Raw genomic sequence first — 14865 nt, forward strand, 5'->3', positions numbered from 1 at the left:
CTGTCATTGAAGCTACTACTAACGAAGTACTGTGTCGCGGTACCGGGTGGTATGAACTGGCGACACCCCGCCCGACTCACCGGTCCCTCGAACACTGCCATTGCTCTGTGGGCGGTTGCCGTCGCCTTTTTCGGCGTCGGCGACCTCGTCACGACGCTCGTCGGCTACAGCATCACCGGGGTGACGGAACTCAGCCCCGTTGTCAAGCTACTGCTTGCACAGCATGCGGTGCTGGTGTTGACCGGCCTGAAAGCCGCCGTGTTCGTGGGCTTTTTTGCCATCTGGAAGTACGTTTCTCGGCCGTACTCAATCGGTGTCCCGCTCGGGCTGGCGCTACTCGGCGTCGTGGTCACGGCGTGGAACACCGGCGTTATCCTTACCGCTGTACTGACCTGATTGTCGGCCGCTTCCAGTACGCCGCTCCGTACCGATGGCTCCGTGCGCTACACCAGCGCGTCGATAGAATCCCAGAGGTCCGGCCCGCTGTCATCACCCGACTCGTAATGAATCGGCACGAAGCCCGCGTTACGTGCGCCTTCGACATCGGTTTCGTACTCGTTGCCGACCATCACGTATTCGTCGGCCGGTAGCTCTTCCCGGACCCGGTCGAACGGCGCGCTGTCAGGCTTGTGTGCGCCGACCTCGTAGGAGGCGACAACAAGGTCGAACAGGTCGGTCAGCCCGTGGTGGTCGAGCTTGGCGACCTGCCGCTCCCGGATTCCGTTGGTGACAATCGCGAGCCGATTGTCGGTGGCAAGTGCGGTCAGGCTGTCCCGGGCTGTGTCGGGGACGGTCGTCGACGCGAACTCGGTCTGCTTGAGCGTCTCGACCAGCGCATCGAGGTCAACGTCTGCCCCGGCCGCTTCGGCGACCGCGGCCATCGACTGGCGGTACGGGTCCGGCTCCAGCGCCTCGAAGGCCGTATAAAATACCTCCTTGCTAACGGCCCGAAGCTCGTCGGTGTACTCGATACCATGGGCTTCGACGGTCCTTCGGATAATGTTCTTGTACGGCTCCGGATAGTGGACGACTGTGTCGTCAAGGTCGAAACAGATGGTCGTCGTCATGAGTCTTCGTCGTAGACCGGCTGGCCGTCTTCGGTCGGCGGCGCGACGTAGTCGATATACTCCTCGGCCGACGGTTCGTTGACGGTCACGTTCACGCGGATGTCACCGAGTTCGGAGGGGTCACCGACTGCGAAGTTTATGCGTCCCTCGAACGCCGCTTGCTTCTTCACGTCGAACGCGAAGGTGTCCCCCTCCAGATTGTCGAAGAAGACAGACCGCGCCGTATCGAGGATTTCCCGCCGGTGGAGTAGCTCAGAGAACCCGTCCATCGTGTGGACCTCGGCGACGAGTGCGCCCTGCTGGTGTGTCGGGTCGGCCTCCGGGAAGAGGGTCCGAACTGCGTCTGCAACCCGGTCGGTTACCTCGGTGTCGTTGACGGGCGCTTCGATTTGGATGTCGACGGCGTAGACGGCGCTCATTGGTTAAGCGCCTCCGACCCGTCCCGAATCAGTGTGCGAACAGTCCGCTGGAACGCGGCCAGCGTCTCCGTGTTCTCGATAGTCAGGTCGGCCATGTCCATGGCCTCGCCCATCCCGAAGCCGAGTTCGCGAGCGTCACGGTCCTCAAGCGACTCGCCGCCGTCTTCGGCCGAAGTGTCCCGCCCCCGGATGTCGAGTCGCTCGGCCCGCAGTTCGAACGGGGCGTCTATCTCGACGAGCAGGAACGCGTCGCCAAAGGCCGATTCGAACGCTTCAACCTCCACGTCCGACCGAATACCGTCGACGAGGACGGTGTCATTCGATTCGAGTTCCGCCTCAATCATCGGTAGCGAGCGCTCGGCGATGGCGGCAGGGCCGTTCTCTTCTCGAAGCGCCTTCGCGACCGTTCCGTGGTCCGATGCGGGGTCAAGCCCGCGGTCACGGCACTCCTCGCGGATGACGTCGCCCATCGTCACGACCGGCACGTCCATCTCGGCGGCGACGTTCGCTGCCTCGCTTTTCCCGCTGCCCGGCAGCCCGACGATACCGATAACTGTCATTGCCGGGCGTAATCGAGCAGCGGGCAAAAGCCCTCCCGTTCGGGCTCACCGCTCGCGGACGACGACGAACTCCGCGAGGTCCCGCAGGTACTCCATCGACTGGGACTCCGGGGCGTCGATGGTCGATAGCGACTCCAGGGCGGCGTCGGATTCAGCCCGCGCCCGCTCGTTTGCCTCCTCGGTCGTCAGCTCCGTCACTTCCACCAGCGACGGTCGTTCCATCTCCGCGTCGGTCCCGGCCGGCTTGCCCAGCGTTTCGGCGTCGGCTGTCGCATCGAGCACGTCGTCACGCATCTGGAAGGCCACGCCGACCCGTTCGGCGTACTGCCCGACCGCCTCGACCGTGTACGGGTCCGAGTCGGCCGCGATTGCCCCCAGTTCTGCCGCAGCGCGGAACAGCGCCCCGGTCTTCCGACGGGCCAGTTCCATGTACTCCCTCTCGTTGGAGGGCTCTGCGACCAGCTCCATGGCCTCGCCTTCGCCGAGTTCGACCATCGACTCGGAGACGGTCTGCATGGCGCGCTCGTCCGTCGAAAAGAGATTGAACGCTTCGCCGAGCAGGCCGTCAGAGGCGATGATAGCCGGGCCGTGGCCGAAGGCCTCCCAGGCGGCCGGAGAACCCCGCCGGAGCTCTGACTCGTCGATGATGTCGTCGATGACCAGCGAGGCGTTGTGGACGAGTTCGATGCCGACCGCGAAATCGACGGCATCGCCCGGCTCCCCGCCCAGCGCCTCACAAACCAGCACTGTCACCGTCGGCCGAACTCGCTTTCCCCCGGAAAGCGCCACGTGACGCACTTCATCTGCGAGTTCATCCGGCTCCACGCTGTCGAGAACCGCCTCCAAGCGCTCCTCGACCCGGTCTCGCCGGCGCTCGAGATACTCCATTACCGCCCCCTTAGGACTACCATAAAAAGTACCTTGTCACCCGCGATTCAGTGGGTCGCGGCTACTGGAACTGCTCGATGAGTGCCGGGACGACCTCGAACAGGTCGTCCTGAATACCGTAGTCGGCGATGTCGAAGATCGGTGCGTTCGGGTCGGTGTTGATGGCGACAATCGTATCCGAGCCCTTCATCCCGGCGACGTGCTGGACGGCCCCGGAGATACCGATGGCGATGTACACGTCCGGAGTAACGACCTTCCCGCTCTGGCCGACCTGGCGGTCCTTCTCCAGCCAGCCATTGTCGATGAGCGGCCGTGAACCCGACACCGTCGCGTCCAGTGCCTCGGCGAGGTCGTGGATAATGTCGAGGTTCTCCTCTTCTTCGATACCGCGGCCGACGGACACCAGCACGTCGGCGTCAGTGATGTCGATGTCGCCACCGCCGACCTCCTCGAAGCCCTTCACCGTGGACTTGACGGCACTCTCATCGATGGTCGCGTCGAATGCCTCGATTGTGGCGTCACCGTCCGCCTCGATTGTCGGCCACTCGGCCGGGCGGATGGTCACGGCCGCCTGCTCGGCGTGCACGTCGATTGTCGTCTCGGTTTTCGAGCCGTACAGCTCTCTGGTCGCGGTGAGGCCGTCTTCGGCGTCGATGTCGACCACGTCGGTCACGAGCGGCCGGCCCAGTCGGTTGGCGACTGCCGGCGCGTAATCGAGGCCGTTGACGCTGTTGGGCATCAGGAGAACGGTCGGGTTCAGTTCCGTGGCCAGCTGGGTGACGGCCTGCGTGTACACGTCGTGGTTGAACTCCTCGCCGATATCGACGGTGTGGACAATATCAACGCCCTCACGGTTCAGATCCGATCCAAACGCCTCGACATCACCGCCGATGACGGCGGTGTGTAGCTCGCCGCCGAGTTCGTCTGCGAGAGCGCGACCGGCTGCTAGCTGTTCTAGGCTCACCGGTCGGAGTTCCCCGCGCCGGTGTTCGGCGATAGCGAGGACCGACATTAGCTGGTCACCCCCTTCTCCGCGAGCAGTTCAGCCAACTCGGCCGCCGTCTCCTCGGGACTCCCTTCGAACACCGTCGCCTCGCCCTCGGTTTCCGGCTCGTACAGCGAGGTCTGTTCCAGCGGGCTCTCGATTTCAGCCGCGTCTAGTCCGACATCTACTAGGCTGTACTCCGCGAGTTCCTTGCTCTGAGCTTGCCGGATGCCCCGAAGGCTCGCGTAGCGTGGGTCGTTGATCCCGGTCTGTATCGTCAGTACAGCGGGGATTTCGATATCGGTGAGTTCCTCGACGCCGCCTTCCAGTTCACGGTGGACGCTTGCAACACCTGCCTCCAGATCGAGGTCGAGGTCGTTGACGACAGCGCCCCATTCCATGTCGAGTTTATCGGCCAGCGTGACACCGGTCGCCCCGAATCCGTCGTCGGCGGACTGAACGCCAGTCAGCACCAGATCGGGGTCTTCCTCGGCGGCGACAGCGGCCAGCACCTCGGCCTTCGTCTCGGGGTCCAGCAGGCCGGCGTCGGCGAGTGCGTCGTCCCAGACACGGATCGCGCGGTCGGCCCCTTTCGCCAGTGCCTGTCGGATCGTCTCGTCGGTTTCGGACGGGCCGATGGTGACGGTGACGACCTCGACATCGTCGTGGGCCTCCTTTATCTGGACGGCCTCTTCGACAGCGTACTCGTCCCACTCGTTGAGGTCGGCTGTGACATATCGGTCGTCGATAGCGAGTCCGTCGATCTCGAACTCGTCGTCGACGGCTGCCACCTCCTTCACCGTGACAAGAATTTTCATATCGGCAGTCCGATCGGACAGCGAATAAACGTTTCCGAACCAGAAACCACGCCCGGCTTGTTTACGCTCAGGCTGTCCTGTGGCTCACTCGTCGAAGTCGGTGATATCCTCGTCCGGGAACGAAATGAGGTTCTCCCGGCCGATGCGGAGTTTGTCGATCCGCCCTTCGTCGTCCATTGATGAGAGCAACTGGGACACCTTCGCGTTCGACCAGCCGGTCTCGGAGACGATGCGCGCCTGCTTCATCCGACCGCCGTTTTCTTCGAGGAGCCGTTCGACGCGTTCCTCGTCGCTCAGCAGTTCGACATCGACATCATCTGAGGCCGTGGTGTCGCTCGTTGCGGCTGCCGTCCCAGTACTGTCGTCTCCCTCGTCGTCGGTCCCGGCTGCGATTGATGGCAGCCCGTCAGTGTATCCCGTTTTGAACATGTACCCGACGGCACCAACGAGTAGCAACATCAGCACAACGCCGCCGATCCAGGCCGAGCCGATGCCACTGAAGATCGACTCCGGGGTCCCCGTCGGCGTTTCGGTCGTCGGTTGTTCGCCAGTGTACACGACGGACAGGTATCCCGGCTCGAACGTCCGACGCCCCTCGAAAACCAGCTTTCCGTCGTCTACGGCGCTCGGGGCGCTCTCTACACCGTACCCAGCCGGCGGCGAGATAACGAGTCGCTGGTCTGCAGTCAGCGTCCCGAACCACGTGCCGTCCGTTGAATTGAACGCGTCACCGACGACGACGTTCTCGCTGGTGACAACCGCGAAGTTCGTCCAGGTAAACTCAAGGATCAGTTGCCCTCTGCGGTCTGACACCTCGTACCGACGGTCGACGTTAGTGATCTCCATCTCACGACCGGTGACCGTACTGGCCTCGTCTTTTGCCTCCCGAAATGCTGGTAGCCATACCGCCTCGCCGTCGTCAGCGAACTGCTCACCGGTGTCTCTGAACGACTCAGTTTCGCTTTCGTCAAGCGCGTAGGTGTCTGTTATCGTCCACTTGGCGTCGCCGTTCGATTGTATCTGGAGGGCGAACGTCGTGTTTTCCGCGACCGGTGCCGGCGTCCCGGTTGTCTGTTGTGCGGAGACAGTATCCGCTGTCGCCGCTGTCGCGAGCGGCGGGGTCGCAAACAGGGCAAGCAGGACAAGGAGGAGGAGGGCACCTGAAACCCGCGGGGTCATTCTCGTTCATCGATGAACGTTCTGGGGGCAAAACCCTTTCCATCCGAGAATAAAACGTCAGCGGGCGCTTTGAAACGTCTCGTGCCTTCTCAGACGATTATTGATATATGGAGAATGGGGAGATTTTTGTACAGTGGGTGAGTATTCGTCGGTGATGCGTCCCCTCCCCGCAGTCGGTGTGATCCTCCTCATGGTTGTTTCCGTGGCTGCCCCGGTGACTGGGGCAGCCTCGCCAGCCCAGACCGCTGACGGCAGCGATCAGTTACCACAGATCACGGCCGTCGACAACACGACGAACCATCTCGCGATCCCAGCCAGTGATGTCAGGTCAACGACGTACAACCGGTCCTCAATCGACGTCGGCGTCGCGGTTGCAACCGGATCCAGTGACCTCCGGAGCGATTACGCGACGACGACGTTTGAGCGGCAGTTCTTCCAGCAGGACAGCGAGGCCGCTCGCGACCGCCTCGTCGACGAGACGCTGACCGATATCGAAAGCCAGCGAGCGAGTCTCGAACGACGGAATCAGGCCGCCATCCAGCAATACGCCAGCGGTGTGATAACCGCGACAGAGTTCCTGCGACAGCGTGCACTGATCGACGCTGAGTCACGTCAGTTGGCCACCCGGCTCGACCGTATCCGGGCCACCGCCGGCACCGCGCCGGACTACTCGCTCTCACCGGCGCAGCGCTTCCGCCTGGAGAACAGCAGAGGCGTGCTCAAGACGTACCGCGGCCCGATAAGTCAGCGTATCAGCGACGAGACCGCCGGGACGGTCGAGCCGAACGCGGTGTACGTTGAGGCGTCCTCAGAAGGGTATATGTTGTCTACAGTCGCAGACGGCCAATACACGCGTGAGACGTATCTCGGACAGGACCGCGAACAGACGGCAGTTGACCAGTTCGCACAGACCAACGACTCTCTCGGTGCGGTCAACACGCGGGCAGAGACCCTCTATCCGTGGCTCTACAGCGAGCAGTACCCGTCTGTTCAGACATACGGTCGGAGTGCCATCTACCAGATTCAGGCTGATCACTCCAACGGACAACTGACGGCCTATCTCGACGGCGGGACGACGAACGTCTTCTACGAGACGCAGACTCTCGAACTGACGACGGTCGACCGGTCGGAAGTGGCGGCGGGTGTGAACCAGTCCGTTCGGGTTCGAGTCCAGCAGTCCTTCGAGTCCGGCCCGCTGCTCATTACGGCCACTGATAACAGCACGGGCTCTCCGACCGATGCGACCGTCAGAATAAACGGTAAGCGGATCGGTACGACCGGGACAGACGGCACTCTCTGGACGGTCGAACCCCGTGGGGAGTACACGGTTACCGCCACCACACAGGACGGCGAACGGGTTCGAGTGCCTGTTAGCGGATCGGCGTAACGACGTGAGAAGGTAGAAACTCGCTGTTATTCGGGGACTTCTGCGATTGTCGTAATCGCACGCGGGCTGCCCGGTCGGGACTGCTGAATGTGGTGTTCGAACTCCTCGAAGCCGGCCTCAGTGAACATCCGGTCGGCCTCTTCCTCGTCGTAAAACAGCATGATGGCATCGGCCATCTTCTGGAAGACTGTCGAGTTCGGGTAGTCGGGACCGACGATGAGGACCTTGCCACCGGGTTTGGTCAGTCGGCGACACTCAGCGAGCGCGTCGACGGGGTTGGGCCAGTACTCGATGGACCCTGAGGACCACACCGCGTCAAAGCTGTCATCTTTGAACGGGAGTCGTTCGGCATCACCGAGGTGGTAGCGCACGTCACCGAACTTGCCGAACTTCTCGAAGGCTTTCGAAAGCTGGTGGGGGCTCTGGTCGAGCCCGTACACCGTATCGACGTGTTCGAGCAGTCCCTCGGTGGCGAAGCCGGTGCCACAGCCGACATCGAGGACTCTGTCGTCGGGCGCAAGGTCGAGCATTGCGATCGCCTCGTCGCGCATCCGTTCGTCCCAGATGAAGGGGTTGATCTGGTCGTACACCTTCGAGAGATACTTGTAGAACGTCCGCGCGCGGGCTTTATTCTCGAGGACTCCCATTACCCCCAGCTTAGGACTTGGCGGTCATAATTCCCCGGATTTTGGCCGGTGTCTCACACGGAGAAACTTCGCAACTACCAAATAGCCGCTCTGGCAACGCTCACATGATTAGAGAATGCCACGGCCAGAAGTTCTTGACAGGATACAGGAGGCCGAGCAGGAGGCCGACGAGATCGTCGCAGAGGCCGAACAAGACCGCGAAGACCGCATCGCGGAGGCTCGGGAAGAGGCCGAGGAGATCCGCGAATCAGCGCGGGATGAGGCCGACGCGGCCGCAGAAGACCGTCTTGAAGCGGCTCGCGAAGAGATCGAGGCCGAGCGCGAACAGATCATCGAGGACGGCGAGAGCGCTCGCGAAGACCTCGAACAGCAGGCCAGTGAACAGATCGACGAGGTAGTCGAATACGTCACAGACCTGTTCGAGGAGGCGGTGCATGCTCAGACCTGAGAAGATGTGCCGCGTCTCGGTGACGGGGTCGAAACGCGCGATGGAGCAGACAATCGAGGCCGTCCACGACCTCGATATGCTCCACGTCACCGAGTATGACGGCTCCTGGGACGGATTCGAACCCGGGAACTCGCTCGAGGGAACCAACGAGGTCTCGGATAAGCTCGTCACGGTTCGCTCGCTCCAGTCAATTCTGGATGTCAGTGAGGAGGACGCCGGTCCGACCCGAGTTGTCACTGACGAGGCGATCGAGGAACAACTCGACGAGGTGCGGACGGCGGTCAACGAACTCGACGACCGGCGCGACGATGTCCGTGATGAACTCCGGGCCGTCGAGGACCGGATCAACACGATGGCCCCGTTCGTCACGCTTGGCATCGATCTCGACCTGCTCCGTGGCTACGACTCGCTGTCAGTCGTCGTCGGCGAGGGCGACAGCGACGAGATCGAGACCGTCCTTGCAGCTAGCGACATCGAAACGTTCGAGCTGTTCACCGAGGACGGCGTCGTCGCCGTGTTCGCACAGGCCGACGAAGACGCTCTGCAGGACGCACTGGTCGGGGCGACGTTCTCCCGGCTCGAAGTCCCAGAAGGCGACGGCGACCCGACGTCATATCTCGAAGAGCTGGAACACGAGAAACAGCAGCTCGAATCGAAGCTCTCGACCGTCGAAGACGAACTCAATGAACTCCGTCTCGACCACGCCGGATTCCTGCTCGCAGCCGAGGAGAAACTGGCTATCGAGGCCCAGAAGGGCGAAGCGCCGCTCACCTTCGCGACGACGGAAAACGCCTTCATCGCCGAGGGGTGGATTCCGAACGAGCGCTACGAGGAGTTCGAGCAGGCCCTTTCGAGCGCTGTCGGCGATGCTGTCGACATCGACAGGATCGAAATCGCCGAGTACGACAGCGACGGGCACGCGGAGTCTCACGAGGAAGTCGAGCGCGAGGGCGGCAACGGCGGCGAACCGGTCGGCAGTTCGGTCGATGCTCCCGAGCCGGAGAGCGAGCGCCAACCGCAGGAAACCGTCGCTGACGGCGGCGTCATCACGATGGGCAGCGACGACCCACCGGTCATTCAGGACAACCCGAGCGGCGTGCGACCCTTCGAGGACCTCGTCGAGGTCGTCAACCGACCGAAGTACGGCGAGTTCGACCCAACGGTCGCCTTCTTCCTGACGTTCCCGGCCTTCTTCGGGTTCATGATCGGTGACCTCGGCTACGGGCTCCTGTACCTCGCACTCGGATACGGGCTGTACTCGAAGGTTGACAGTGACGTGCTCAAAAGCCTGGGCGGCGTTGCGATGTGGGCCGGTGGCTTCACCGCGCTGTTCGGTGTGCTGTACGGTGAGGTGTTCGGCTTGCACACCATTTCGAACGTCTTCTGGCCCGCGCTGGGATTCAAGAGCGCGCCGATGCACAAGGGACTCCAGCCGCACTACGCCGACTACGCGCTGGCGTGGCTGACAGTCAGCCTGCTTGCCGGGACGGTCCACCTCGCTGCGGGCTGGATATTCGACTTCATCGAGAACCTGAGCCACAGCCTCTGGGACGCCGTCACCGAAAGCGGGTCGTGGCTGCTGATGCTGTTTGGCCTCTGGGCGTGGGTGTTCTCCGGCGCGAACGGTGCAGCGCCAGACTTCCTCTATACCGCTGAGGCAGGTGTCTTCGCAGGGAATCCGTACGCATGGGGATTCACTGGGCTGCCAGCGATCAATCTCTTCACGATTCCGGGACTGGGTGCGCCGTTCTCGGCGTGGCTCATCCTCTTCTTTGCCGGCCTCGTGCTGCTGGCGCTCGCCGACCCAATCGAGGTCGTCGAGTTCCTCAACGTGCTGGTGAACGTCCTGTCGTACACGCGGCTGGCTGCCGTACTGCTGGCCAAGGCAGGGATGGCCTTCGTGGTCAATCTGCTGTTCTTCGGCGCGTACTCACACGACGGTGAGTTCCACTTCCTCATCGGGCACGGGCCTGAGTGGGCAATCTCCGAATACGGCGCGGAAGCGATCATGTTCCCCGGGCTCATCCACTCCGGTATCGCCGCCGCGCTGGTCGGGGTTCTCATCCTGGTCATCGGGCATCTACTCGTGCTGGTGCTCGGCATCACCAGCGCCGGACTCCAGGGCGTCCGACTTGAGTACGTGGAGTTCTTCGGCAAGTTCTTCGAAGGCGGCGGGAAGCGGTACAACCCGTTCGGCTACGAACGCACCTACACGACCGAGGACTGACCGCGCGCTTCCTTTCTATTCGGGCTAATCGCCGCTGTTTACTGCCGGTTTTGCCAATTTCGTTGCGGGTGTCGACTGCTACACGCTCACAACCGACCACAGCTGAGCCGCTAAACCGCCCGAACAGCACGCTGACGAACCGTTTTGGGAAGCTTTATGAACTACGTGGATTCACATACGCCTGTTCGGACACGAGCAATTCCAGAGACTACACATCCATGATCGAAACCATCGCACTCCTTGTCAACGCAGTACTGCAGGAAGGTACCGCCAGTGCTCCAGCTATTCCGGCTTCAGCCGGCGCAGCGCTTGCCGTCGGACTCGCCGCGCTCGGTTCGGGGTATGCGGAACGTGGGATCGGGGCCGCCGCCGTCGGCGCAATCGCAGAAGACGAGAGCATGTTCGGCCGCGGACTCATCCTGACAGTCCTGCCGGAAACGCTCGTCATTCTCGCGCTTGTCGTCGTCTTCGTCGTCTAACAACACTCCGTCTTTTCCAATAATGAGCCTTCAAACAGTCGTAGAGGATATCCGCGACGAGGCCCGCGCGCGTGCTCAGGAGATTAGCGACGAGGCCGACGAACGTGCCGAGGAGATTATTGCTGATGCCGAGGCCGACGCCGAGCAGATCCGAGAGGATCGCGAGGCAGAGGTCGAGCGGACCATCGAGCAGGAGCGAGAGCAGCGGCTCTCCTCCGCGAAGCTCGAGGCCAAACAGGCTCGGCTCAACGCCCGGCGTGACATCCTCGAAGACGTTCACGGTGACGTCGAGGACGCGCTTGCGGCCCTCGAAGGGGACAGACGAGAGGAACTGACACGCGCACTGCTCGACGCCGCTGTCGAGGAATTCGGCGACAGCGACGAGCTGTCGGTGTACGGCCGTGCGTCGGACCAGTCGCTTCTCGAGGATGTACTCGATGACTACGACGGCGCGACGTACGCCGGCGAACGGGACTGCCTCGGCGGCGTCGTCGTCGAGAGCGGTGAGTCACGGGTCCGTGTGAACAACACGTTCGATTCCATCCTGGAGGACGTCTGGGAGGACAACCTGAAAGCAATCAGCGACCGCCTGTTCGAAGACCAATGAGTTCGCGAACGGGAACGAGCGGCCAGGGAAGCAACTACGAGTACGTCATCGCACGGGTTCGTGCCCGCAGCGCATCCCTGTTCGACGATGACGACTACCGGAAGCTGGTCCGCATGGGGACGGGCGAAATCGCCCGCTTCATGGAGGAAACAGAGTACGAGACCGAGATGAACGCGCTCGGCTCCCGGTACGACGGCGTCGACCTTGTGGAGTACGCGCTGAACCGTAACCTCGCGAAACACTTCGACGACCTGCTTCGCTGGTCCGAGGGGGCGCTGTACGACTACATCGCCCGCTACCTGCGGAAGTTCGACGTGTGGAACGTCAAAACCGTTATCCGCGGGCTCTACTCGGACGCAGAGCGGACGGAGGTCGAGGACGACCTCATCCGGGCCGGCGAGTTCGCCGACCGCCGCATCGAGGACCTGCTGAACGCCGGTTCTATCGAGGAGGTCGTCGAGCAACTCGACGACACCATCTTCGGCGAGTCACTGGCCGAGGCGTTCGACGTGTACGAGGAAAGCGGCGTCCTCGTGCCCCTGGAGAACGCGCTCGACCGCGCCTTCTACGAGACGTTGCTGTCGGGACTGCCGGACAACCCCGAGGTCGACAGTCCGACCGGGCTGTACGTCGAGTTCCTGGAGACGGAAGTCGACTTCCGCAACCTCCGGAACGCGCTCCGGCTGGCCCGCAGCGGCGCGGACATCGACCCCTCGGAGTACTTCATCGAGGGCGGCCAGCTGTTCGATGCCCAGGAGGTCGCACAGCTGTCGACGAATCTCGACCAGTTGGTCAGTGCCGTCCGCGAGAGCAAGTACGGCGAGGACCTCGATCAGGCGCTGTCGGCGCTTGAGGAGGCCGACAACCTCATCGACTTCGAGCGGGCGCTGGACGCGGCGCTGCTCGAATACGCTGACCGGCTCTCGAACCGCTATCCGCTGTCGGTCTGTCCGGTGTTGTCCTACGTTCTCGCGAAGGAACGCGAGGTCGACAACATCCGGGCCATCGCCCGCGGTCGCGAGGCCGGTCTCGGCCCCGACGAAGTCGAACAGGAGCTGGTGATACTATGAGCCAGGAAATCGCTGTCATCGGCAGCCCGGAGTTCACGACGGGCTTTCGGCTAGCTGGCGTCCGAAAGTTCGCGGACGTGCCTGCCGACGAGAAAGACGAGCAACTCGACGAGGCCGTCGAGGAGATGCTCAACGACGACGACGTCGGCATCGTCGTAATGCACGACGACGACCTGTCGCACCTCTCACGCGGTGTTCGGCAGGACGCGGAGACGAGTGTCGAGCCAGTGATGGTCACGCTCGGCGGCGGCACTGGGAGCGGCGGACTGCGTGAACAAATCAAGCGAGCCATCGGTATCGACCTGATGGACGAAGACTAACCATGAGTCAAGCAACAGACACAGACGTCCGCGAGGACGGCATTATCGAAAGCGTCTCGGGACCGGTCGTAACGGCTCGGGACCTCGACGCCCGGATGAACGACGTCGTTTACGTCGGCTCGGAAGGGCTGATGGGCGAGGTCATCGAGATCGAAGGAAACATCACCACGATTCAGGTGTACGAGGAGACCTCCGGTGTCTCCCCCGGCGAACCCGTCGAAGGGACGGGCTCGCCCCTCTCCGTGGACCTCGGGCCGGGCATGCTCGACGCCATCTACGACGGCGTCCAGCGCCCGCTCGACGTGCTCGAAGAGAAGATGGGGTCGGCGTTCCTCGACCGCGGCGTCGACGCGCCGGGCATTGACCTGGAGAAGACCTGGGAGTTCACCCCCGAAGTCGAGGAAGGCGACGAGGTCGAAGCCGGCGATATCGTCGGCACTGTCCCTGAGACGCCCAGTATCGATCACAAAGTGATGGTCCCGCCCGACTCCGAGGGTGGCGAGGTCGTCGCCATCGAATCGGGCAACTTCACCGTCGAGGAGACGGTTGTCGAACTGGACAGCGGCGAGGAAATCCAGATGCACCAGGAGTGGCCGGTGCGCCAGCAGCGGCCGACCGTCGAGAAGGAGACCCCGACGGAGCCGCTCATCTCCGGCCAGCGCGTGCTGGACGGCCTGTTCCCGATTGCGAAAGGCGGGACGGCCGCCATCCCCGGTCCCTTCGGCTCCGGGAAGACGGTCACCCAGCACCAGCTCGCCAAGTGGGCCGACGCTGACATCGTCGTCTACGTCGGCTGTGGCGAGCGTGGCAACGAGATGACCGAGGTCATCGAGGACTTCCCGGAACTGGAAGACCCGACCACCGGCAACGCGCTGATGGACCGGACCTGCCTCATCGCCAACACGTCCAACATGCCCGTCGCGGCCCGTGAGTCCTGTGTGTACACGGGAATCACCATCGCGGAGTACTTCCGTGACATGGGCTACGACGTGGCGCTGATGGCCGACTCCACCTCCCGGTGGGCCGAGGCCATGCGCGAAATCTCTTCCCGGCTCGAGGAGATGCCCGGCGAGGAGGGGTACCCCGCGTACCTCTCCGCTCGCCTGAGCGAGTTCTACGAGCGTGCCGGGTACTTCGAGAACATCAACGGTACCGAGGGTTCGGTCTCGGTCATCGGGGCCGTCTCGCCGCCGGGCGGGGACTTCTCGGAGCCGGTCACCCAGAACACGCTGCGTATCGTCAAGACGTTCTGGGCGCTGGACGCCGACCTCGCCGAACGCCGGCACTTCCCGTCTATCAACTGGAACGAGTCGTACTCGCTGTATCGCGACCAGCTCGACCCGTGGTTCGAGGAGAACGTCCGGGACGACTGGCCGGAGACGCGCCAGTGGGCCATCGACACGCTGGATGAGGAGGCCGAACTGCAGGAAATCGTCCAGCTTGTCGGGAAGGACGCGCTGCCGGAAGACCAGCAGCTGACGCTGGAAATCGCCCGCTACCTGCGCGAGGCGTGGCTCCAGCAGAACGCCTTCCACGACGTCGACACCTTCTGTGAGCCCGAGAAGACCTACCGCATCATGGACGCCGCCAAGACGTACAACGATGCGGCCTTCGAGGCGCTCGATGCCGGCGTTCCCGTCGAGGAAATCACCGACATCGACGCCGCGCCGCGGCTCAACCGTATCGGCGTGCAGGAGGACTACAACGAGTACATCGACGAACTCGAAGACGACATCGAGTCACAGCTCAGGGAGCTGTACTAAC

The 14865-nt window shown here is 62.9% G+C and carries 17 protein-coding genes; 9 read left to right on the plus strand and 8 right to left on the minus strand.

Annotation, left to right across the window (positions count from 1 at the left end; translation table 11 throughout):
• Nucleotides 1-51: 51 nt before the first annotated feature.
• Nucleotides 52-396 carry a hypothetical protein gene (locus BVU17_01865; protein ID AUG46324.1) on the plus strand — a complete coding sequence of 115 codons (345 nt, stop codon included), beginning with the start codon at nucleotides 52-54 and terminating at the stop codon, nucleotides 394-396.
• Between the two features lie 47 nt (nucleotides 397-443).
• On the opposite strand, the gene BVU17_01870 is transcribed toward BVU17_01865, so the two are convergent.
• The 7 genes from BVU17_01870 to BVU17_01900 form a co-directional block, all read right to left on the minus strand.
• A complete protein-coding gene (locus BVU17_01870; GenBank protein AUG46325.1) occupies nucleotides 444-1067 on the minus strand; it encodes a haloacid dehalogenase in 624 nt (207 codons plus the stop codon).
• The gene (locus tag BVU17_01875) at nucleotides 1064-1486 is read right to left on the minus strand and encodes a coaE operon protein (protein ID AUG46326.1); all 423 of its coding nucleotides are present in this window, start codon (nucleotides 1484-1486) and stop codon (nucleotides 1064-1066) included. The genes BVU17_01870 and BVU17_01875 overlap by 4 nt, the downstream gene beginning before the upstream one ends.
• Nucleotides 1483-2046, minus strand: coding sequence for a hypothetical protein (locus tag BVU17_01880; protein AUG46327.1), 564 nt, complete (start codon nucleotides 2044-2046; stop codon nucleotides 1483-1485). Before BVU17_01880 ends, BVU17_01875 begins: the two co-directional genes overlap by 4 nt.
• 45 nt (nucleotides 2047-2091) lie before the next feature.
• Complete coding sequence (locus BVU17_01885; GenBank protein ID AUG46328.1) at nucleotides 2092-2934, minus strand: isopentenyl pyrophosphate isomerase; 843 nt, start codon at nucleotides 2932-2934, stop codon at nucleotides 2092-2094.
• A gap of 61 nt (nucleotides 2935-2995) precedes the next feature.
• Nucleotides 2996-3946, minus strand: a complete 951-nt coding sequence (locus tag BVU17_01890; GenBank protein AUG46329.1) for an electron transfer flavoprotein subunit alpha — start codon at nucleotides 3944-3946, stop codon at nucleotides 2996-2998.
• Nucleotides 3946-4737, minus strand: a complete 792-nt coding sequence (locus tag BVU17_01895; GenBank protein ID AUG46330.1) for an electron transfer flavoprotein subunit beta — start codon at nucleotides 4735-4737, stop codon at nucleotides 3946-3948. Before BVU17_01895 ends, BVU17_01890 begins: the two co-directional genes overlap by 1 nt.
• 84 nt (nucleotides 4738-4821) lie before the next feature.
• Entirely contained in the window at nucleotides 4822-5916 is a 1095-nt protein-coding gene (locus BVU17_01900; GenBank protein AUG46331.1) for a hypothetical protein, read from the minus strand.
• 154 nt (nucleotides 5917-6070) lie between these two features.
• Between BVU17_01900 and BVU17_01905 the strand changes: the two genes are divergently transcribed.
• On the plus strand, nucleotides 6071-7303 hold the full coding sequence (locus tag BVU17_01905; protein ID AUG46332.1) for a hypothetical protein: 1233 nt from the start codon (nucleotides 6071-6073) through the stop codon (nucleotides 7301-7303).
• Between the two features lie 26 nt (nucleotides 7304-7329).
• Here the strand turns inward: BVU17_01905 and BVU17_01910 are convergent, their stop codons facing one another.
• The gene (locus tag BVU17_01910) at nucleotides 7330-7950 is read right to left on the minus strand and encodes an SAM-dependent methyltransferase (GenBank protein AUG46333.1); all 621 of its coding nucleotides are present in this window, start codon (nucleotides 7948-7950) and stop codon (nucleotides 7330-7332) included.
• A 115-nt stretch (nucleotides 7951-8065) separates the two neighbouring features.
• On the opposite strand from BVU17_01910, the gene BVU17_01915 reads away from it, so the two are divergent.
• The 7 genes from BVU17_01915 (at nucleotide 8066) to BVU17_01945 (ending at nucleotide 14864) form a co-directional block, all read left to right on the plus strand.
• Nucleotides 8066-8398 (plus strand): ATP synthase archaeal subunit H, encoded by a 333-nt coding sequence (locus BVU17_01915; protein AUG46334.1) that lies wholly within the window; start codon nucleotides 8066-8068, stop codon nucleotides 8396-8398.
• A complete protein-coding gene (locus tag BVU17_01920) occupies nucleotides 8385-10625 on the plus strand; it encodes a V-type ATP synthase subunit I (protein AUG46335.1) in 2241 nt (746 codons plus the stop codon). The genes BVU17_01915 and BVU17_01920 overlap by 14 nt, the downstream gene beginning before the upstream one ends.
• A 218-nt stretch (nucleotides 10626-10843) precedes the next feature.
• The gene (locus BVU17_01925; GenBank protein ID AUG46336.1) at nucleotides 10844-11104 is read left to right on the plus strand and encodes a F0F1 ATP synthase subunit C; all 261 of its coding nucleotides are present in this window, start codon (nucleotides 10844-10846) and stop codon (nucleotides 11102-11104) included.
• 22 nt (nucleotides 11105-11126) lie between these two features.
• Entirely contained in the window at nucleotides 11127-11711 is a 585-nt protein-coding gene (locus BVU17_01930) for a V-type ATP synthase subunit E (protein AUG46337.1), read from the plus strand.
• The gene (locus BVU17_01935) at nucleotides 11708-12781 is read left to right on the plus strand and encodes an ATP synthase A1 subunit C (protein ID AUG46338.1); all 1074 of its coding nucleotides are present in this window, start codon (nucleotides 11708-11710) and stop codon (nucleotides 12779-12781) included. Before BVU17_01930 ends, BVU17_01935 begins: the two co-directional genes overlap by 4 nt.
• Nucleotides 12778-13101 (plus strand): V-type ATP synthase subunit F, encoded by a 324-nt coding sequence (locus tag BVU17_01940; GenBank protein ID AUG46339.1) that lies wholly within the window; start codon nucleotides 12778-12780, stop codon nucleotides 13099-13101. Before BVU17_01935 ends, BVU17_01940 begins: the two co-directional genes overlap by 4 nt.
• Nucleotides 13102-13103: 2 nt before the next feature.
• On the plus strand, nucleotides 13104-14864 hold the full coding sequence (locus tag BVU17_01945; GenBank protein ID AUG46340.1) for an ATP synthase subunit A: 1761 nt from the start codon (nucleotides 13104-13106) through the stop codon (nucleotides 14862-14864).
• Nucleotide 14865 lies beyond the last annotated feature (1 nt).

Origin of the sequence: Haloarcula taiwanensis (assembly GCA_002844335.1) — an archaeon.
Lineage (GTDB): Archaea > Halobacteriota > Halobacteria > Halobacteriales > Haloarculaceae > Haloarcula > Haloarcula taiwanensis.